This is a genomic window from Paenibacillus dendritiformis, from assembly GCF_945605565.1.
GTDB classification, from domain to species: domain Bacteria; phylum Bacillota; class Bacilli; order Paenibacillales; family Paenibacillaceae; genus Paenibacillus_B; species Paenibacillus_B dendritiformis_A.
On sequence record NZ_OX216966.1, the window covers coordinates 1,212,738 to 1,231,760 of the forward strand.

Annotated in this window: 18 protein-coding genes and 1 pseudogene; 9 read left to right on the forward strand and 10 right to left on the reverse strand. The window is 54.6% G+C overall.

What is annotated here, in order from left to right; genetic code table 11:
- Positions 1-237: 237 nt before the first annotated feature.
- From NNL35_RS05360 to NNL35_RS05375, 4 genes are all read left to right on the forward strand, one after another.
- Complete coding sequence (locus NNL35_RS05360; RefSeq protein WP_006678019.1) at positions 238-1,191, forward strand: ABC transporter ATP-binding protein; 954 nt, start codon at positions 238-240, stop codon at positions 1,189-1,191.
- The gene (locus tag NNL35_RS05365; RefSeq protein WP_006678020.1) at positions 1,188-1,994 is read left to right on the forward strand and encodes an ABC transporter permease; all 807 of its coding nucleotides are present in this window, start codon (positions 1,188-1,190) and stop codon (positions 1,992-1,994) included. The genes NNL35_RS05360 and NNL35_RS05365 overlap by 4 nt, the downstream gene beginning before the upstream one ends.
- Positions 1,995-2,175: 181 nt before the next feature.
- Complete coding sequence (acpS, locus tag NNL35_RS05370; protein WP_040732166.1) at positions 2,176-2,580, forward strand: holo-ACP synthase; 405 nt, start codon at positions 2,176-2,178, stop codon at positions 2,578-2,580.
- A 200-nt stretch (positions 2,581-2,780) separates the two neighbouring features.
- Entirely contained in the window at positions 2,781-4,529 is a 1,749-nt protein-coding gene (locus tag NNL35_RS05375; RefSeq protein WP_006678022.1) for a sensor histidine kinase, read from the forward strand.
- 107 nt (positions 4,530-4,636) lie between these two features.
- Here the strand turns inward: NNL35_RS05375 and NNL35_RS05380 are convergent, their stop codons facing one another.
- The 4 genes from NNL35_RS05380 to NNL35_RS05395 form a co-directional block, all read right to left on the reverse strand.
- Positions 4,637-4,978: a c-type cytochrome gene (locus NNL35_RS05380; RefSeq protein WP_006678023.1), complete on the reverse strand. Its 342-nt coding sequence runs from the start codon at positions 4,976-4,978 to the stop codon at positions 4,637-4,639.
- A 117-nt stretch (positions 4,979-5,095) separates the two neighbouring features.
- Positions 5,096-5,572 (reverse strand): chromate efflux transcriptional regulator ChrS, encoded by a 477-nt coding sequence (locus NNL35_RS05385; protein ID WP_006678024.1) that lies wholly within the window; start codon positions 5,570-5,572, stop codon positions 5,096-5,098.
- Between the two features lie 21 nt (positions 5,573-5,593).
- Positions 5,594-5,968, reverse strand: a complete 375-nt coding sequence (locus tag NNL35_RS05390) for a DUF1634 domain-containing protein (RefSeq protein ID WP_006678025.1) — start codon at positions 5,966-5,968, stop codon at positions 5,594-5,596.
- On the reverse strand, positions 5,965-6,783 hold the full coding sequence (locus tag NNL35_RS05395) for a sulfite exporter TauE/SafE family protein (protein WP_202947082.1): 819 nt from the start codon (positions 6,781-6,783) through the stop codon (positions 5,965-5,967). The genes NNL35_RS05390 and NNL35_RS05395 overlap by 4 nt, the downstream gene beginning before the upstream one ends.
- 339 nt (positions 6,784-7,122) lie before the next feature.
- Here NNL35_RS05395 and mutY point away from each other — a divergent pair, with 339 nt between their 5' ends.
- Both mutY and def read left to right on the forward strand, forming a co-directional pair.
- Positions 7,123-8,238: an A/G-specific adenine glycosylase gene (mutY, locus tag NNL35_RS05400; RefSeq protein WP_006678027.1), complete on the forward strand. Its 1,116-nt coding sequence runs from the start codon at positions 7,123-7,125 to the stop codon at positions 8,236-8,238.
- Positions 8,239-8,349: 111 nt separating this feature from the next.
- Complete coding sequence (gene def, locus NNL35_RS05405; RefSeq protein WP_040732169.1) at positions 8,350-8,862, forward strand: peptide deformylase; 513 nt, start codon at positions 8,350-8,352, stop codon at positions 8,860-8,862.
- Positions 8,863-9,730: 868 nt separating this feature from the next.
- Here def and NNL35_RS05410 read toward each other — a convergent pair.
- Both NNL35_RS05410 and NNL35_RS30610 read right to left on the reverse strand, forming a co-directional pair.
- Complete coding sequence (locus NNL35_RS05410) at positions 9,731-10,675, reverse strand: transposase (protein WP_006678029.1); 945 nt, start codon at positions 10,673-10,675, stop codon at positions 9,731-9,733.
- A 647-nt stretch (positions 10,676-11,322) separates the two neighbouring features.
- On the reverse strand, positions 11,323-11,454 hold the full coding sequence (locus NNL35_RS30610; protein ID WP_083835588.1) for an IS3 family transposase: 132 nt from the start codon (positions 11,452-11,454) through the stop codon (positions 11,323-11,325).
- A 148-nt stretch (positions 11,455-11,602) separates the two neighbouring features.
- Here NNL35_RS30610 and NNL35_RS05415 point away from each other — a divergent pair, with 148 nt between their 5' ends.
- Together NNL35_RS05415 and NNL35_RS05420 are read left to right on the forward strand one after the other, a co-directional pair.
- Complete coding sequence (locus tag NNL35_RS05415; protein ID WP_254553003.1) at positions 11,603-12,043, forward strand: helix-turn-helix transcriptional regulator; 441 nt, start codon at positions 11,603-11,605, stop codon at positions 12,041-12,043.
- The gene (locus tag NNL35_RS05420; protein ID WP_254553005.1) at positions 12,040-13,227 is read left to right on the forward strand and encodes a macrolide family glycosyltransferase; all 1,188 of its coding nucleotides are present in this window, start codon (positions 12,040-12,042) and stop codon (positions 13,225-13,227) included. Before NNL35_RS05415 ends, NNL35_RS05420 begins: the two co-directional genes overlap by 4 nt.
- Positions 13,228-13,479: 252 nt before the next feature.
- On the opposite strand, the pseudogene NNL35_RS05425 reads toward NNL35_RS05420, so the two are convergent.
- The 4 genes and pseudogenes from NNL35_RS05425 to NNL35_RS05440 all read right to left on the reverse strand — a co-directional run.
- Positions 13,480-14,331, reverse strand: a pseudogene (locus NNL35_RS05425) (formylglycine-generating enzyme family protein); the annotation flags it as partial.
- A gap of 501 nt (positions 14,332-14,832) precedes the next feature.
- Positions 14,833-16,071 (reverse strand): ROK family protein, encoded by a 1,239-nt coding sequence (locus NNL35_RS05430; protein WP_006678648.1) that lies wholly within the window; start codon positions 16,069-16,071, stop codon positions 14,833-14,835.
- A complete protein-coding gene (locus NNL35_RS05435; RefSeq protein ID WP_006678647.1) occupies positions 16,064-16,600 on the reverse strand; it encodes a chromate transporter in 537 nt (178 codons plus the stop codon). Before NNL35_RS05435 ends, NNL35_RS05430 begins: the two co-directional genes overlap by 8 nt.
- Before the next feature lie 38 nt (positions 16,601-16,638).
- Positions 16,639-17,298: a chromate transporter gene (locus tag NNL35_RS05440; RefSeq protein ID WP_006678646.1), complete on the reverse strand. Its 660-nt coding sequence runs from the start codon at positions 17,296-17,298 to the stop codon at positions 16,639-16,641.
- A gap of 250 nt (positions 17,299-17,548) precedes the next feature.
- Between NNL35_RS05440 and NNL35_RS05445 the strand changes: the two genes are divergently transcribed.
- Positions 17,549-19,015 (forward strand): arylsulfatase, encoded by a 1,467-nt coding sequence (locus NNL35_RS05445; protein WP_006678645.1) that lies wholly within the window; start codon positions 17,549-17,551, stop codon positions 19,013-19,015.
- Positions 19,016-19,023: the final 8 nt, after the last annotated feature.

A 19,023-nucleotide genomic window follows, 5' to 3' on the forward strand; every position in this document is an offset into this window, starting at 1 on the left:
GTTAACAAATGATGAAAATAGAGACAATACCTATCGGCAAACGGCAGGGGGATGCTCCCGCGGCGGATAGGTTTTGGGTACCGTGGAACCGGCCGCTCATGGCCTGTTCTGCTCCTCGGTCTCCAGACCGAGACATAAATTATTCCGCAGCATGAATGCGATTTCAGGCGGCGGACGCTTCAGGGGAAGAGGAGCGCCATGTATGCTCATAGATAGAAGAAGGAGGAGGGAGAAGCGGTGAATCGGGTAGTGTATGAGGTCGAACAAGTGAACCAGCTCTATAAAAAGGGAAAGGTCAAAGCGAATATCGACATTTCGCTCCAGGTGCAGGAGGGCGAGATTTTGGGTGTTCTCGGCCCGAACGGCGCAGGCAAATCGACCTTGATCAAGCAAATGATCGGACATTTGAAGCCGACGTCGGGCTCCGTGCGGTACGAAGGAATCGACGTCAGCCAGCAGTCGAAAAGGGTCGCGCAGCAGGTTGCCTATTATTCGCAGGAGCCGCATGTGCTGTCCTCGCTCCGGGCGCGCGAAGCGCTCGTATTCACCGGGCGGCTGCGGGGGATGGCCAAGGCGGAAGCCGAGCGGCAGGCCGAGGAGCTGCTGGAACTTATGGGGCTTGCCGATAAGGGAGGGAAGCTGCTGCGGCAGTTATCCGGCGGCCAGCGGCGGATGGTTGGCATCGGGACGGTCATGATCGGCCGGCTGCCAGTACTCATATTGGATGAGCCCACGAATGAGCTCGACCCGGCCAATCGGCGGCTGGTCTGGAATCTGATCAAGGAGCGCAATAAGCAGGGCGCTACCGTCATTCTCGTCACGCATAATGTGCTCGAGGCGGAGCAGGTCGTCGATCGGGTCGCGGTGATCAATCACGGCCGGCTGCTGGCGAACGATACGGTCGCGAAGCTGAAGCAGAAGGTCGATCAGCGCCTCAAGTTCGAGCTGACGACGGAATTCGGACGCCGCGAGGATACGATGCGGGCGATGGAGCGCTGGGGGAAGATGCACAGCAACGGAGAGAACCGGCTCATCCTGCTGGTGAACAAGGAGGACGCCACTCAAGTGCTCGATTATATCGTCCATTCTCCGGAATTGCCGATTGAGGAATATGCCGTGAAGCCGCCAAGCCTGGAGGATGTCTATTTTCATATTGACCAAGAGGTTGAAAAGGAGGTGATGGGAGCATGAATCCGGCGATTACTCCACATCCGAATTCGGAAGCGGCATCCGCTCCGCTGCAAGGTCCGGGCCGCGCGCTGACCGAGCTGTCCATCCTGTTCCGCATTCAATTCGCCATCATCCGGGACAGTTGGGCGTGGGTGCTGCTGATGGCGACGATGTTCCCATTGACGACGATGATGTTCATGACCTTTTTCACGGACAATCCGAGCGAAGAGATGATTACTCGGATCATTGCGGGCAACCTGATTTTCGGGGTCATCGTGATGGGGATGAACAGCATGGGCCAGGAGATTTCATGGCAAAAGCATCAAGGGCACTTTACGTACTACGCTTCGCTCCCGATCTCCAAAATGAGCTTCGTCATCGCCAATCTGCTGCGCGGCTTGATGAGCACGCTGCCGTCTACGGTCATTTTGGCCGTCATCGGAAGCGTTGGCTACGGCATCGCCTTCCAGGTATCTTGGGGACTGCCGGTCGTCATTATTTTGTCGCTGGCCAGCGTCGTCGGCATCGGGGTGTGCCTCGGCTTCTGGTCGCCGAATCACCAGCTGACGAACATGATCTGCCAGGTGCTCATGATGTTCATTACCTTCCTGTCCCCGGTCATGATGGATATTCAACAGCTTCCGCTGCCTCTGCAGTGGGTGTCGTATCTGTTCCCGACCACCTACGCGGCGGATGCGATGCGCACCGTCCTGCTGATTGGCTGGACCGACGGCGTCATGTGGAACTGTATTGTCCTGCTCGCCTACAGCATCGTCACCTTGTTCGTCATTAACAAGCTGGTAAAATGGCGGGTGAGCGAGTAGACGGCAACATGTGCGCGGCAGCCTCGCAGGAACCAACCTCTCAGGAACCGAACGGGCCATGCGGAATCGGATGCAACACCACCAGCCCGCTATGCCGGAGGTAAGCTTGCTTCTTACGGCTTCTCAGTTGTATGCTCTCTATATACATTCAAGTGTAACCGAAAAGAAAGGAAAGAGGTTCGTGATCTACGGTATAGGGCATGACATATTGGAGCTGAAACGGGTTGCCCGCCTGTTGAATGGCTCAAGCGGAGAGCGCTTCCTGCAGCGGATCTTGACTGAAGGCGAGCGGGAGGCGCTCGCGCAGCGGGAAGCGCGACGTGCGGAGTGGGTCGCCGGACGGTTCGCGGCGAAGGAAGCCGTCGTGAAGGCGTTTGGCACCGGAATCGGGCCGATGATCGGCTTCCTGGATATCGAAGTATTGTCCGATGCGCTCGGCAAGCCGCATGCCCGTCTAAGCGAGGCAGCCTGGAGCCGGCTCGGCCTATCCGGCGCCTCCTGCCGCATTCACGTCAGCATCTCCCATCAGCCAAGCCTCGCCTCGGCGCAGGCGATCGTGGAGCAGCTGCCGGAAGAGGGCGGCTGACACCGGCCTCTGGCGGCCTGCTCGGCCGTCGCATAGCTTCGCATCGGCGGGCGAAGCCCCGTTCCCCGTTCCAGGGGGGCGGGGCTCTTTGGTGTAAACAGGCGTATATTGCAATCTCATGGGGCTTCCTCCATAATGGGGGTAAATTCCAATGCGTGGCGACGGATAATCACCGTGGGAGGAAATGAATACAAATACCGATGACAAAACAAAAACGCACTTGGAGCCTCGCGAAAAAAGTGTATTGGACGACGGCAGTCGGTTTTTTCTTATTCACGGCATTGTTCATGGTGCTGCAATTGATGTTCTTCGAGCCGTATTCCCTGAGGGTACGGGCCAATGAACTGGAAAAGGAATTCCGCAGCATGTACGAGGAGCTGGGGGATGACAAGGTCGATGCCGTATGGATGAAACGCATCGCATCGTTCGACATGGAGCACTATTCCTTAACCGGGGTTGTCGTGAAGGATGGGCGAACGGTCAATGTTTTCCTGGGCAGCCGGCCGCAAGCTGCCGTTCCGATACGTGTCGAGAGCGACTTTCATATTTCGCTGTATCCGACCTTGCCCGGCTCCGAGATTACGCTTCCGGCGCCGGCAAGACCGTCCTCCTTTTCCGGCAATGCGCTGGGCGTGAAGGTGCCAGACGGGAAGGTTCCGGGCGCGAAGATGGACGGGAAGGAGCCGCATGCAGGAGAAGGCATGATTCCGGGTATGCCGGTCCAGCCTACAAAGTGGTTCGGTCCGGAGACGCTGCGTTTGAAATCGGTGCTGCAGGAGAAGCTGAAGGACATGCTGCGCAAGCCGCTGCGGGAAGGGATTGCCGTCGAGCTCTACGATCGGGGAATGACCGGGAATCAGAATGAACGGGTGTGGGCCGCGATGGCGCCCATGCCGGACAATGGAGGCAAGCAGCAATATATGATAACGGTATCCACGCTGCAGCCCGTCTCCGATGCGTCCTCGCTGCTTAGCGGGTTCTACCGCTACTTCTTCCTGGCGGCGATCGTGCTGCTGCTTGGCTTCGCTTTTCTGTTCACGCGCATGATCTCCCATCCGCTCGTCAAGCTGAACGAGATGGCGAAGCGGCTGGCCCGCCTTGATTTCTCCGCGCGTACGGAGATGAAGCAGCGCAAGGATGAGATTGGAGAATTGGCCACGACCTTCGACTATTTGGCTACCGAGCTGAACGGCATGATGGGGGAGCTGCAGGCGGCGAATGAGCAGCTGCAGCGGGATATCGAGAAGGAGAAGCAGCTGGAGCTGCTGCGCAAGCGGTTCGTCGCCAACGTATCTCACGAGCTGAAGACGCCGGTCAGTCTGATCCAAGGCTACGCGGAAGCGCTTCGCGACAATGTAGGCCAAGGGGCGAAGCGGCATAAGTACGCCTCGGTCATCGTGAACGAAGCGGAGCGGATGTCCCGCCTCGTGAAGGATCTGCTGGATCTGTCCCAACTGGAGAGCGGGCACTTCGATCTCTGGTGGAGCAATGTTCCGCTGCGCTCCACGCTTGCGTACGTGCTGCAATTGGTGGAACCGTTTGCAACGGGGCGGGTGCTCCGGTTGGACTGGCTGCCGGAGGATGAGGTTATGGTGCGCTCCGATCCTCAGCGGCTGGAGCAGATCGTGACGAATGTATTGACGAACGCGATTCGCCACACCCCGGAGGGAGGGCGGATCGACATCCGGGTGCAGAGCGGCGATGAGCCCGGCTTCGTCCGGATTGACGTCTGGAATGAAGGCCAACCGATTGCGGAAGAGCATCTTCCCCACGTGTGGGATGCATTCTATCGCGCGGATGCGTCAAGCAGCCGCCAGGGGGGCGGCAACGGCATCGGCCTGTCGATTGTCAAGCATCTGCTTGACCGGCATCAGAGCCGGTATTCCATTGCCAATACCGATGGCGGCGTTATGCTGACCTTTACGTTGCCGGTCGCGCCAACCTCGTGACCGCCATCAACACAAAACGCAGACAGGATCGTACTCCTACGCTTCCGTCTGCGTTCTGCCTGTCCGGCCGGCAGCCGTGCCTCGACCTCGGCTTGAGCCGTGCCTCGCTACTTCTTGCCGGCCAGCCATTCGGCGACCTTGTCAATGTCGTCCGGATCGATATTGCGCTGCGCAGGCATGCGGCTGCCCCCGTTATTGATCGTATTCACGATGTCTTCCTTCGACAGACGTTCCCCGACCTTTTGCAGGTTCGATTCCGGCCCCATCAAGCCTTGCAGTGAATCGCCGTGACATTGCATGCAGCGCTGCTTGTAGACGGCGACGGCTTCCTCCGGCCCTTCCAGCGTAGAGGCGGACGACGATCCGCCGCAAGCGGCGAGCAGCATGCTGATTCCGAGCAGCAGCGCTCCGCATGCCGCGGCGCGCGCCGATAATTTGCGTGTGCGCATGGAACCCTTCCTTTCCCGTACTTTCCGAATTGTCTATGATCTTGTACTCAGTATAGGAAAGGAATTCCTCAAAAAGCAAGCTTTCCGCCGCAATGTTGCAGAAGGTTCACAACTGGCCTACAGCTTCATGCCCATCCGGCTCTTGTAGCGCTTGATCAAAATTTGCGTCTCCACGCTCATAATACCGGGAAGGGGGTACAGCTTCTCTTGCAGAAATTGCTCCATTTCCCGGTTTGAAGCGAACAGTCCATGCATATGCAGCTTGCTCGGGCCCGTCATATGATACAGGCTCGTCACGCAGGGCTCATTCGCTAATTGCTCTGCGACCTTCATCAAGTATTGGGGCTCCACCTCGACATTGAAAAAAGCCGACACCCGGATGCCCAATTTTTCCGGATTGATGACGATCGTGAACTTCTCCAGCAACCCGTCTTCCATCATCGCCTGTACCCGGGCCTGCACGGCCACGCGGGACAGGTTGACCTTCTTGGCCAGATCGGTATACGAGATCCGGCTGTTGCTGTGCAGCGCCGATAAAATCATCTTATCAATCTCATCGAGCGATGAAGCGGGGATATCGTCGAAGGAGAACATGCGAACACCTCCTGAAGTTCGTTAACCTGCTCTGCCCAACGCCAGACTTATCAGCAGTATGACGAAGACGAGCGATGTGATAGCGACATACATATAGTCTTTCTCTTTGGCAAAGACAAAAATCGAAATAAAAACCCGCACGACCGGGGTCATGATGAGAAGCAGCAAGCCGCCCATCATAATCGCATAGGCTCTGCCGGCGGCGATGCCTTGTATAATCGCCGTGACGGTGGTCGGATATTCGCCCTCCGGATAGCCGCTCACACCCGTAACAAGGAACATGATGAGTCCGGTCACAATGACAGCTGCGCTCGTCAGGACGCCGATTCGCAAAAACGAGCTGACCGCGGCTTCGACATCAAGCATTTGCTTCTCTTTATCCTTCGGTTCGTTCATCCTTGACCACCTATCCCTTGTATAATCATTTGGATGGCGACATAGGCCAGTATCGGCACGAACAGCTTGCGAATCGTTTTGTTTTTCAAGCGCTGCATAATGCGCGTGCCCAGGGTGGCTCCAATCAAGACGCCGAGTGCGACTGGAGCGGAGATGACGGGATCGATGTCGCCGCGGAACAGGTAGACGCCGGCGCTGGCCGCTGCCGTTACCCCCATCATCAGATTGCTGGTTGCGCTGGATACTTTGAGCGGCAGCTTCATGAACAGATCCATAGCCATCACCTTGAAGCTGCCGCTGCCGATGCCGAGCAGGCCCGAGATGACGCCTGCGCCATACATGACGCCGAAGCCGCCGTATGGGTTGGCCACGGTATAGTGCACTTTCTGCTGAATCGCTTTGTCATAATAATGGCTGTGCAGATTCAGCTTTGTCGCCAATGGATGGGGTTCGACTTCGGTCGGCAGATCGGACTTGGCCTTCTTCAGCATGGCCAAGGCAGAGTACAGCAGCAGCAAGCCGAAAATGACATAGAGCCAGTCAGGCGCGATAATCGCCCCCAAAAAAGCACCGGTAATCGCGCCCACCGTCGTCGCGATTTCAAGAAACATGCCGACGCGGAGGTTCGTAATCCGGTCCTTGATATAAGCGATGGCAGAGCCGCTGGACGTCGCGATGACGGAGATAATGCTGGCTCCGATGGCATGATTGATGTCGACGCCGAACAGCAGCGTCAATGCGGGAGTGACGATAATGCCGCCGCCAAGCCCAAGCACGGATCCGACGATTCCGGCGAAGACGGAAATCAGCAGCATTTCAAAAGCAAAGAGAGTCACGAACGCATCTCCTTTCTAAGATAGTATAAACGGAGGCCAAGGAGAATTATTTTGTCGAAAAAACAGCGATATTCCATCGTTACGAAATAAAAACTCCCTGGATATATTACGATGTGTACAAATATATCACATAATGACTTCGTTTTGTTGGTGATTTCGAAAAATTACTTTCTATTTTGTGTGAGTCTTGTTCGAAGACCTATCAGACTGGGGCAAAAAAGCGGGGGAAGGGATTGAACAAATGCGTAAGGTTGTTTATCGTTAAGATCGTTAAAAAGTAATATCCTTAATTTTAACAAACGAGAACGGGAGGCCGTCATGAACGAACAAAAGCGTTATTTCAGCCGGGAGCTGCTGAGTTGGTACCGTGCGAACCGGCGGGATCTGCCTTGGCGGCGCCATTCGAATCCGTATTATACATGGGTATCGGAAATTATGCTCCAGCAGACTCGCGTCGAGACCGTCAAGCCTTACTTCGAGCGATTCATCGCTCTTTTCCCGACGGTCGAGGCGCTGGCCGAAGCACCGGAAGAAGAGGTGCTGAAGGCATGGGAAGGACTCGGCTACTATTCGCGAGCCCGCAATCTTCAAGCTGCCGCGCGCGAAGTGAAGGCGCAATACGGCGGCAGCATCCCGGACGACAAGGCCAAGGTCTCGGCCTTGAAGGGTATCGGGCCGTATACCGCGGGTGCGATTATGAGCATCGCGTTCAACCGGCCCGAGCCGGCCGTCGATGGCAATGTCATGCGGGTGCTATCGCGCTACTTCCGCCTGCATGACGACATCGCCAAGGCCGGCACCCGCGCGCATATGGAGCATCTGGCGCAGGAATTGATTCCCGAGGGGTGTGCCTCGGAATTCAACCAGGCGCTGATGGAGCTGGGCGCGCTCGTCTGCATGCCCAAATCCCCGGCGTGCCTGCCATGCCCGGTCATGGAGCATTGTGCCGGACGGATTGCCGGCGAGGAGCTGATGCTGCCGGTGAAGACCAAGGCGAAGCCGCCGAAGCCGGAGCTTCGCTATGCAGCTATCGTGGAAGGCGCAGGGGAGCATGCGGGCAAGGTGCTGGTGCGCCAGCGCCCGGACACCGGACTGTTGGCGCGTATGTGGGAACTGCCCCATTTGCTGGCGCCGAAGACGGGAGGGCTGCTCGACTTGCGCGAGGAAGAAGCGATGGAGGCGTTGCGGCATGGGATGCAGTCGGAGGGCGTGCGGCTGAAGCCGATCGGGCATTGGACCGATGCAGAGCATACGTTCAGCCATATCCACTGGCAGATGCGCGTGTACCGTTGCGTAATAGAGGATACATCAAGCGGAATTGCTGGCGGCAAATATGCCTGGATCGGACCGGAAGAGATGGAGCGATTGGCGTTCCCGAACTTATTTTTACGACTATTGCATGCTTATTTCGCCGAGCGAAGACAGAACGGATAGCATTTTTATTTCCGCAGCGAACCTATGTTATAATAGACACCATTACGAAAAGGCAGGCCGACGGCAGACGTCATCCTGCCTTTTCGATTTGAAGTGAGGGTGAGTGTGTTCATGGCTCAACGAGAAATCCTTCCTTTTGGAGATCCGATACTACGCAAAATATGCCGTCCAGTTACCGAGGTGAACCGCCGGATTTTGGCGCTGCTGGATGATTTGAAAGATACCCTCTATGCCCGCCCCGGCCGGGCAGGCCTGGCCGCGCCGCAAATCGGCGTGCTGCGGCGCGTGCTCGTCATGGACTGCGGCGACGGCCTGATTGAATTGATTAACCCGCAGCTCCTGAAGGCCGAGGGGGAAGAAGACGGGATGGAAGGGTGCCTGTCCTATCCGGGGTATTACGGCCGCGTAAAGCGATATCAGTACGTCAAAATCAGCAGCATGGATCGCAACGGGGAGACATTCACGCTGGAGGGAGAAAACCTCCTGGCCCGCTGCATCCAGCATGAGATGGACCATCTGGACGGGAAACTGTTCATTGACCATGTGACCGACAGCCATCTCGTCCACGAAGCCACCCATCAATATGTCCCGCTGCTCGACGTAATTCGTCTCTCGAACGGTTAATAATAGATATAGTCATATTTCCCGTACTGAAAACCGACCGATACGGTACTGCCGCCCGGCATCCCTGCACGACGAGTAATGCGATTATTATTCAAGAGGGCCGCCGGGTATTTTGACATGGAGCAGGCTGCAACCGAACAAAGCGGCTGAGTATTGGCTGAGAAGTAGTTTAGCAAGCCAAGACAAAAGTAAATGCAAAAGACAGTAGTGCAGTAGCGTGCAGCATGTACAAGATAATACAGTAGACAGCAAAAAGTACTGGGATAGCTGAATATCCTGAGTTGAAGATGCCGCACAAGATAGTAGGGTTTAAAGTTCTTTTGGTCATTATCCCATCCACTCATAAAAAGGGCACCGTAGCGGCACCGCAGTTCTTGCTGCGTCGTAATTACATCAACTGAAAAGTTTTCGGGAGAATAAAACTGCAGCCTTCAATCTCTCTAAGCCTAAGTTATTTCTAATTTTGCAGTCACACAGTCACCACTTCGCATCACCGCCATGCACGCATCACCATATGCACGCATCACCATATGCACACAGTCACCACCTATGCACGCATCACCGCCATGCACGCAGTCACCACCTATGCACACAGTCACCACCTATGCACACAGTCACCACCATCAGGCAGTCACCGCCATGTAAAAACGCGTATCGCCGGGAAATGGGCCCCATCATAAAAAACTCTCTTTGTTTTTAATAGAAGCGCACCATTTGTCACACCGAAGTCCAACTCCGCTGACCGGTCTCCCTGCAACAGATCAAACGTCCAGAAGAAGTAACGGCAGAGTCGATCGTTGATCAAACTCGAAAAGTTGAGTATCGGCCAGATGAACCCAGTGAGCATTAGCCAGGGGAGGACTACCCGCTATGCAGCGGAAAATACATAAGAGGTGTTCGAAACACTCGCTTCACGGAACGATAAGCATGAACGCAATAAATAGCCCCACGATGATAATCCACGGGCTGCGGCATTATAGCGGAAACAGAACTCATCCAAGTATAACTGGAGGTATGTAGATCCGATGCCGTGAAACGTATTATTCATCCACTGCCAGGCACGTTTGAATGTTTGGTACAGGAAGCTGTTGCGCTTGACATGGAAGTTATAGCGAATAATGGAGACGGTAGAATCGCTATGAGCATGAAGCTTGGCGAATTCATCACTGCCTGTGCGCAAGAGCGATTTGCCCGAGCAATGCACACGGTCAACTATCTTCATCTTGATCCTCCGGGAATGGGCTCCCTGATCATCCATTTCGATATCAGGAGCTGGATTGCCGGCATCTGAATTGACGGATTCCACACTGCCGGACTCAGCAACAATAATCGGGCACTCCCGCTCATGGAGAAGGATAGGGGAATAAAAGGGCCGGCCATAGAAAGCTACGATGCCATGGACCTCCCCCTTCAACGGCTGAGCAGCGTCGGCACGGTTAATGGCCGTTCGTATCTTATGGAGCATTGACCAAGCCGTCTTGTAAGTCACTTCAATGAGGGAGCGAAGTTCAACTGCATTGATTGTTATATCGGTACGGGAGACGATCCAGATCGCCGTAAGCCACTTCCACAGCGCCGTACGGCTTCCCTCCATTATCGTTCCTGCTGTAAGCGAGGTTTGATGACGGCAAGCGCGGCAATCATAGAGCGGCAGCCGACGAGTCTTGATGACATAAGCCTCGCCATGATGGCAACGCGGGCATACAAAGCCAGAGGGCCATTTCATACGAAACAAGAAAGAGTTGATCTCGGCTTCATTATGTAACAGCTGCAGCAGTTCTTCCACGCTATTAATCGACTCCCAGACGCCCATGCCGTCTCTGCCCCTCCAAAAGAAAAAATGAGAACGTATATTCTGTTTTTATTATACCGAACTAACGTTCTTATTTCAAGTGCTTTTTTGAAAATTAATCCAATAAATTTGGGTTGCGGTGTCCACGATTAGTATCAGAATATGTGAAGGATTTCAAACACTTAATAAATAGCCTGCGGAAGCGAATTAATAGATGTAAGGTGCGTTTCTTGGACAACAAGCATGCTTTTTTGAGACGAATAGCTCTCAATTTCCTTTGCGTCACTATCCCATTGCGTCACCTTGAGTGGAGGGGATAATGGACAAAAGGACATAAATATAGGCACTGCTCGATTCGACAAAAAGGAAATTCTGGGCAAAAGCAAAAAGGAAATTCTGGGCAAAGCAAAAAGGAAAGTCTGCGAAAATCAAAAAGGGAAGTACAGGGGAAAGGAACTGCTGACGTGAAGCAACTAGTGAGATTAGACGTGGTCAGGTACGAAGCTCGCGCATGGCCAGGGTGGTGCTGAGGTGTAATGTGCTTATGGCCGGGTGTGGCGAAGGTGATGACCGCGTAGGGTAAGGCGGCTGCTGTGAAAATGATTCGAACGAGGCAGCGTTAAGGGTAATGAGCAATAGTGGAGTGTCAACAGTAAATGATTGTTATATCAATTTACGTAGTCGTACAGCTCCAACGCAAGATGCTGAAGGCTCTGGAAGTTCGTCTGATGAATGAATTCGGTCTTCATTACCTTAAATGTAGTTTCAGTAATGGCGTTATCATAAGGACGCCTTTTCATACTTAAAGAACGATCGATCTGGAACGTAATAAGTTGTAGTGAATGTATGAGTACGTTGCCACAATTTTTAACAAAAAATGTTGCAAACTGTTGATAGATTTCACACTTGGAGCTTCTATATATTTAAACGTATAGGGAGATGAAAAATATGATTAGTATGAATATTCGTGTTTTGCGTAAAAAGCATAAAATGAGTCAGGAACAATTAGCTGAGAAGGTAAACGTGTCACGACAGACCGTAGCAAAGTGGGAAAACGGGGATGCCTTGCCCGATATTTTTAAATGCAAGATACTCGCTGATATTTTTCAAGTAACCTTGGATCAATTATCCCGGAATATGAGTGAAGAAGAGGCGAATCAGATCGGTCCCAAGGGGAAGCAGTTCTTTGGTGTTGTGAAGGTAGGGGATCGGGGACAGATTGTGATTCCCAAACAGGCACGCGAAATGTATCAGATTCAAGCTGGTGATAAGCTGATTGTCTTGGGAGAAGATGCGACAAAAGGAATTGCTCTCTTAAAAAGTGAGAATTTCATGGAATTTGTAGAGATGATCCAAAAAGCTGAGCGGGAGGTAGATGAATCAGAATGAGCAAAATTGTATTTTTTTCGATACCCGCACATGGTCATACCAATCCGACCATTCCGGTGGTAACCGAGTTAGTCAATAGAGGACATCAAGTTTGGTATTATTCCTTTCTAGAATTTCAGGGGAAAATAGAAGGTGCTGGCGCTGCATTTATTGCTTGTGATGAATTCTTGCCCCAGCTATCACATAAAGAATTGAATCGTAAGGTTGGCAAAGATTTTGCAGCATTGATTGAAATGGTTGCCGATACGACCATTGCTTTGGATGAAAAGGTTTGTAAGGAATTAAGGGAAATTCAGCCGGATTGTATTGTATCCGACTCTTTATGCTTTTGGGGAAAATTATTTGCAAAAAAACTAGGAATTCCATATATTTGTTCGACTACTACCTTTGCTTTTAATCAGTATACAGCGAAACTGATGAAGCGGGGTTTCATAGAATTATGGAGAATGATCGTGGGTTTGCCCCGAATAAACAAAAAAATTCAGTTGTTAAAGGATCATGGGTATGAAGTAGAGAATTTTGTCTCGATTATTCAAAATAATAATGAAACGGACACCATTGTTTATACTGCGAAAGAATTCCAGCCGATGGCGGGTACCTTTTCTGAGCGATATGCTTTTGTCGGACCATCCATCAGGCAGTCTCCGCCGGTACAGAATAATAAAAAAGATAGAAAAATAATCTACGTTTCCCTTGGGACTATACTTAATCAAAATCAAGATTTTTACCAAAACCTTATCCAGGCATTTGCAGATACGGACTATGATGTTGTGATGTCAGTTGGTGAAAAAACTGAGATTTCTTCTCTTGGCACCATACCAGGAAATTTCACTGTGAAAAACTTTGTGGATCAGATATCGGTATTACAGACAGCAGATGTATTTATTACCCATTGCGGCATGAATAGTGCGAATGAAAGCCTGTATTTTGGAGTTCCAATGGTTTTATTTCCGCAACATAGCGAACAAAGAGTAGTGGCTGATCGGGTTGCTGAACTGGGTGCAGGATTAAAATTGAAAGGAAAGAAGCCAAAAGATTTGGCAACAGCGGTATCTGAGGTGTTCGCGAATCGGACATATCAGGAAAATGCGCAGAAACTGTCAGAAACTTTTCAGAATGCTGGCGGTGCAGTAGAAGCAGCCAATGTGATTCTAACTAAAATTCGAGAGAAATCCTACAAGTGACCCATATAGCTAGACAGGCTATTTCATTAAGCAATCTTTAGGGCATGAATTAGGCTCATTTTTTTCTGGTGAACGATTGTCCTTCTCTGAGAAGGAACCTAGGAGGACAGCGGGAGTGCCAGTAGGTAGGAGAACGGAAGTGACCTGGGAGGGACGGGGGTGCTAAGTGAGCGGCGTAAAAAACCGGAGGCAAAGGCCTCCGGCTAATGGTGTGACTCTCTGAGACAGCGAGGGCACTTTCGTGAAAAGGCATCAGTTGGCGTCGGCTGCGCAGCGGAAGCCGAGGTTGCCGGTGGAGCTGTCGGGGGTGTTTTTGCTCCGTGCCCCGACGCGGTAGCGGTTGCAGTATGATTTGTGACACAGGTAGGAGCCGCCCTTCATTACGCGTTCCGTTCCTGTCTGCGGTCCGCGCGGTTGATCGGCAGGGCCGCGCTCGTCCGGGTTCGCGGTGAACCAATCCGCGCACCATTCCCATACGTTGCCGGCGACGTTGTACAGCCCGTAGCCGTTCGGCTCGAAGGCGTCGACGGGAGCTGTGCCGATGTATCCGTCGCTGGCGTTGTTTTTGACGGGGAATTTGCCCTGCCATATGTTGCAGCGATGCTCCCCGTCCGGCTTCAGCAGATCTCCCCAAGGATAGCGTCTGCGTTCCAGTCCGCCGCGAGCGGCGAACTCCCACTCGCTCTCGGTGGGGAGGCGCGTGCCGGCCCATTCACAGTAGGCCTGGGCATCATGCCATGACACGTGGATGACGGGATGGTTCATCCGTTCGGCGACGCTGCTGCCGGGGCCTTCCGGACGATGCCAGCAGGCCTGGCGGACGCCAAGCCACCAGGGGGTTCCCTGCGGGCGGCCGATGACGTGCTTCTCTTCCAGATCGGGAGCAAGCAGATGGAAGACGTAGGACCAGCCGAAGCGCTCCGCTTCGGTTACATAGCCCGTCGCCGCGACGAAGCGGGCGAATTCTTCATTCGTGACGGCATAAGGAGCAATCCGGAAGGGGCCGACCGTCACTTCCCGGATCGGTCCTTCCCCGTCCGCCGGGAACGATTCGGCATCCTCCGAGCCCATGGCGAAGGTGCCGCCTTCCAGGAGGATGAAGGTGTCCCGGGACGGGCGCGACGCAGCTTCTCCGTCCCAATTGGCCAGCAGCTGCCGTGCGTCCTGGACAGAATCGTCCGGCGGGACGGCAGCTGCAGTATTGTCCATGCTCGTCGAAGAAGTGGAGGCATGGAGTCCGGAGCAATCGGGGCCGGCTTGTCCGCTCAGGCGATCCCCGGCTGCCGGTTCTGCCGAGAGGGAGGTGCCGCGCGCTGCGGCGCAGCAAGGCCGCGGTGAACCGTCTGGATGTTGGTTGATTGGAGTCATCGTGCTCGCCTCCTTGGCTGAAATAAAATCGCTTGGACAATACGATTGCAAATCATATTTTACGGCCTATATTGTATTTGTGCTCTTCTGCGTCTTCCGTGTATGCGATGTGCAGATGTGCACTCTAGTGTCTGAAGGCAGTGTCGGCTTAAGTGAACTCTACTAGGTGTATTAGATCGTCATGCGGCCGCTTCCCTAGCGAGTCCGCAAGGCAGTGTCATGCTTACGTGCATTGTACTATATGTGCATCGCCGGAGAAGGCGAGATGGGCGCCGTCAGTTGATCCAGCACCATGAGCGCTCCGCCGACGGCCAGGGCTTCTTCGCCGTAGCTGCCCTTGCTAAAGACGACTTGATATTGCGGGTAATGATAGGTTTTGCGAATCGCTGTCTGCGTCGCGGTATAGAAATAGAGATCGTTAATATTCATGAACGGTCCGCCCAGCACGACGCGCTCCGGATGGAGTACATTGAGCAGGTTGGCAAGCCCGACGCCGAAGTAGGTTGCCGCTTGGGTAACCAGCTCGGTGACCAGCGGATCGTGCTTCTTCAGCGCCTCGATAATATGCGGGAACGCGGCGGGCTCCCCGCGGGGCACGATATGCTCGAGCAGGCTGCGCCGGCCGATGCGAAGCATCGCGTTCGTCTCGCGCTCCAGCGCGTAGATGGTGGCATAGGAGTCAAGGCAGCCGTAATTGCCGTTCGCGGAACGGTTAGGGATGCCGTCGGCCTGAATGATCATTTGGCCGAGCGCGCCCTCCATGTCGACGGCTCCGTAGATGAGCTTGCCGTCGGACATCATCGCCGAGCGGAGACCGATCCCGACATGAACGTACAGCATGTGGCGCACGTCCATGGAGCGGTTCGCCCAGGCCTCGGCCCGGATGGCCGTATTCGCGCCATTGTCCAGCAGCACGGGCAGCTGCAGCCGCTGCTCCAGCTCGGCGACGATAGGGACGTTCTCCCAGCCGGGCGCAGGGAAGTACTCCGGTTGCAAAATGACGCCGTCAAACCGGTTGAGCGGTCCGACAGCGCCGATGCCAAGACCGAGTGCCGTATCCGAATTCAGCCGGTACTCGTCCATCCATGTATGAATATGAGCCGCTACCCGCTCGATTAGCCGATCCGGCGTCATCTGTTCGTTCATCTCGATGACGTGGACCGCCTTCATCTGTCCGGCCGTGTCCAGCAGGACGAGCCGGGACGAGGTCCGGGAGATGTCGAGCCCGAAGGCATAGCCGTACTCCGCACGAACACGGTACAGAATCGGACGCCGCCCGCCCGTAGAGGCGCCGAAGCCGCTCTCCACAATAAGGCCGAGCGCTGTGAGCTCATCCAGTACACGGGTCAGCGTGCTGACGGTAAGTCCGCTGTCGCTGACCAAATCATTTTTCGATATTTCCGGCGCCCGGCGGATTCGTTGAAACAGTTCTTTTCCCTTTTTGGAAGGGATGCGTTGCTCCAATGCGTTATCCATAGATTACCATCCCCGCTATTCCAGACAATATGATGACCGTGATTGGATGCAATCGAAGCCGAATCAGTGCGAACAAGGCTGCGATAAACAAAATGACCGGCCAGGCCGAACTGACGGTCCAGCCGTCCAGGTAGCCTGCGCCACGCGTCATGTTGACTGCCGCCAAGGCAATCAGCGCCACGACAGCCGGCTTCATTCCGTCCAAGGCGGACTGCACCCAATGATTATCATACACGCGATAGAAAAATGTGGCAACGGCGAACATGATGATAGCTGACGGCAGCGCGATGCCGAACGCGGCCATGAGGCTGCCCGGCCATCCCGCCGCGGTATAGCCGACATATACGGCGCTGTTCATCGCGATAGGCCCGGGAGCCATGCCGGCCAAGGCGACGGCTTCCGTATATTGTGAGGCGGTCAGCCATTGGCGGCTCAGTGCTTCATGCTCGATCACCGGCAGCATGGCATAGCCGCCGCCGAACGACACGAAGCCCAGCTTGAAAAACGTCCAAAATAAGTCCCATAGCATGCTGCATCCTTCTTTCTGGCCGATTCGGGATTGATCGTCTATCCTTGTTCCTGCTTGACCTGCCGGGAGGAGGAAGGCGGATGGAGCGAAGAGGCGGCATAGGGATCCTTATGGCGCCGTAGTCTGCGGTGCCGGAACCATTCCGCCACGAGGCCGGCAGCCGCTCCGATGGCAAGCACGGCAATCGGATTGAACGGAGTCCACAGCAGCAGGGCGACGGACAATAAGGAGACCGTCCAGCCGAAGACGTGGCGCAAGGCATCTCTCCCCATGCGGAAGGCCGCGTATACGATCAGGGCGATGACTGTCGGCTTAATGCCCGCAAGTGCTCCCTGCAAGTAAGGATTGGTGCGGAACCAGGCGGCTGTCATCCCGAGCGCGAGCATAATGAGGACGGTGGGCATGGCAATGCCCGTAATGGCTGCGATGAGACCGGGAAGGCCTGCAATCCGGTAGCCGACAAGAGCGGCAACGTTCAGGCCGATCCCCCCGGGGGCGGCCCCGGACAAGGCAGTGATTTCCCCCATTTCCTGCGCCTCGAGCCATTGGCGCTTCTGGGTCACTTCCCGGTCGATGACCGGCAGAATTGCATACCCGCCGCCGAAGGTGGTCGGGCCGATTTTGAGAAACGTAATAAATAATTGCAAAAGAAGTGCGGGATAACCCGGTGATTTTCTGGCGAGCGGAGTGTCGCTCATCGCTTCATCTCCATTCTTGTGACTGAAATGCTTTGCTATGTCTCTTCTGCTAGTATAACTGACTTTTATCCAAAATGGAATAAAGTTAAAAGACAAAGGGCGTTATTTCCAATAAAAAGCTTGTTTTGGACTGGTTTGGAAGTGGGGGAAGGAGGGGGATGACCAATCTTTCATTCGCTGTGGTAAAATGATGACAGAATGATAGGGCTTACAATTGAACTTATTTTTATTAGGTAAAGGAGAATGAACGATGACAGTCAACGAGACGACGCGTCCGAACGTTCTGCTAATCACGGTGGATCAAATGCGCTTCGATTGCCTGAGCATCGCCGGGCATCCGCTGGTGGAGACGCCGAACCTGGATGAGCTGGCCCGAACAGGCGTCCGGTTCGATCGCGCCTATACGGCGACGCCGTCGTGCGTTCCGGCGCGGGCGGCGATTTTTACAGGGCAGTCACAGACCTCCCATGGGCGGGTAGGTTACCGGGACTGCGTTCCCTGGAATTATGAGACGACGCTTCCGGGCGAATTCGCGAGCGCAGGCTACCATACCCAGTGTGTCGGGAAAATGCATGTCTATCCGGCGCGCAATCTGCTTGGCTTCCATAACGTCGTGCTGCATGACGGCTATTTGCATCATAACCGGAACCGCAATACGCCATCGCAGGCTCATTTCGATGAAGTGGATGATTATGTAGCCTGGCTAAGAGAACGCGTCCCAGGAGCCGATCTGACCGACCTCGGCCTCGATTGCAATGCTTCGACGGTGGCCCGTCCGTGGCATTTGCCCGAGATGCTGCATCCGACCAATTGGACCGTTACGCAGTCCATCGATTTTGTGCGGCGCCGTGATCCAGGCAAGCCGTTCTTCCTATGGATGTCGTTCGTGCGCCCGCATCCGCCATTCGATCCGCCGCAGGCGTATCTCGATATGTACAAGGATGAGGAGATTCCGGATCCGCCGGTCGGGGATTGGGCGGACACGGCGGATGAAGCACGGGAAGGGCTCAGCCCGATTACGTCCCGCGGCATTGTGCCGAAGCGGAGGCTGAAGCAGGCGATGGCCGCCTATTATGCGCTGATTACGCACTTGGATCATCAGATCGGCCGCTTCCTGCAAGTGCTGGACGAATACGGGGAGCTGCGGAATACGGTCATCCTGTTCACGTCCGATCACGGGGAGCTGCTGGGCGACCATAATTTGTTCCGCAAGTCGCTGCCGTATGAAGGAAGCGCCCGCGTGCCGTTCATTGTGAACGATCCGGGCAACCGTCTCGGCTTGAAGCGGGGCACGGTCGTCGAGGACGTCGTCGAGATGCGGGATATTATGCCGACGCTGCTCGATGCCGCAGGCGTGCCGGTGCCGGCGGGGGTAAACGGGAAGAGCGTGCTTGCGGCAGCGCGCGGCCGGGAGCGGGAATGGCGCGAATATTTGCACGGCGAGCATGCCCAAGGCATGGCTTCGACGCACTGGGTGACGAACGGCAAGGAGAAGTTTATCTGGTATTCCCAGACCGGCGTGGAGCAGTATTTTGATCTCGTCCATGATCCGCAAGAGCTTCACAATGCGATCGGCGATGCCGCCGTCCAGGACCGTGCAGCGTATTGGCGGCAGTTGCTCGTGCGGGAGCTGAAGGACAGGGAAGAAGGATACAGCGACGGGGAAAAGCTGATTACCGGATGTACGCCGGTCGCGTGTCTGTCTCATATTTTATAAGGAACAAG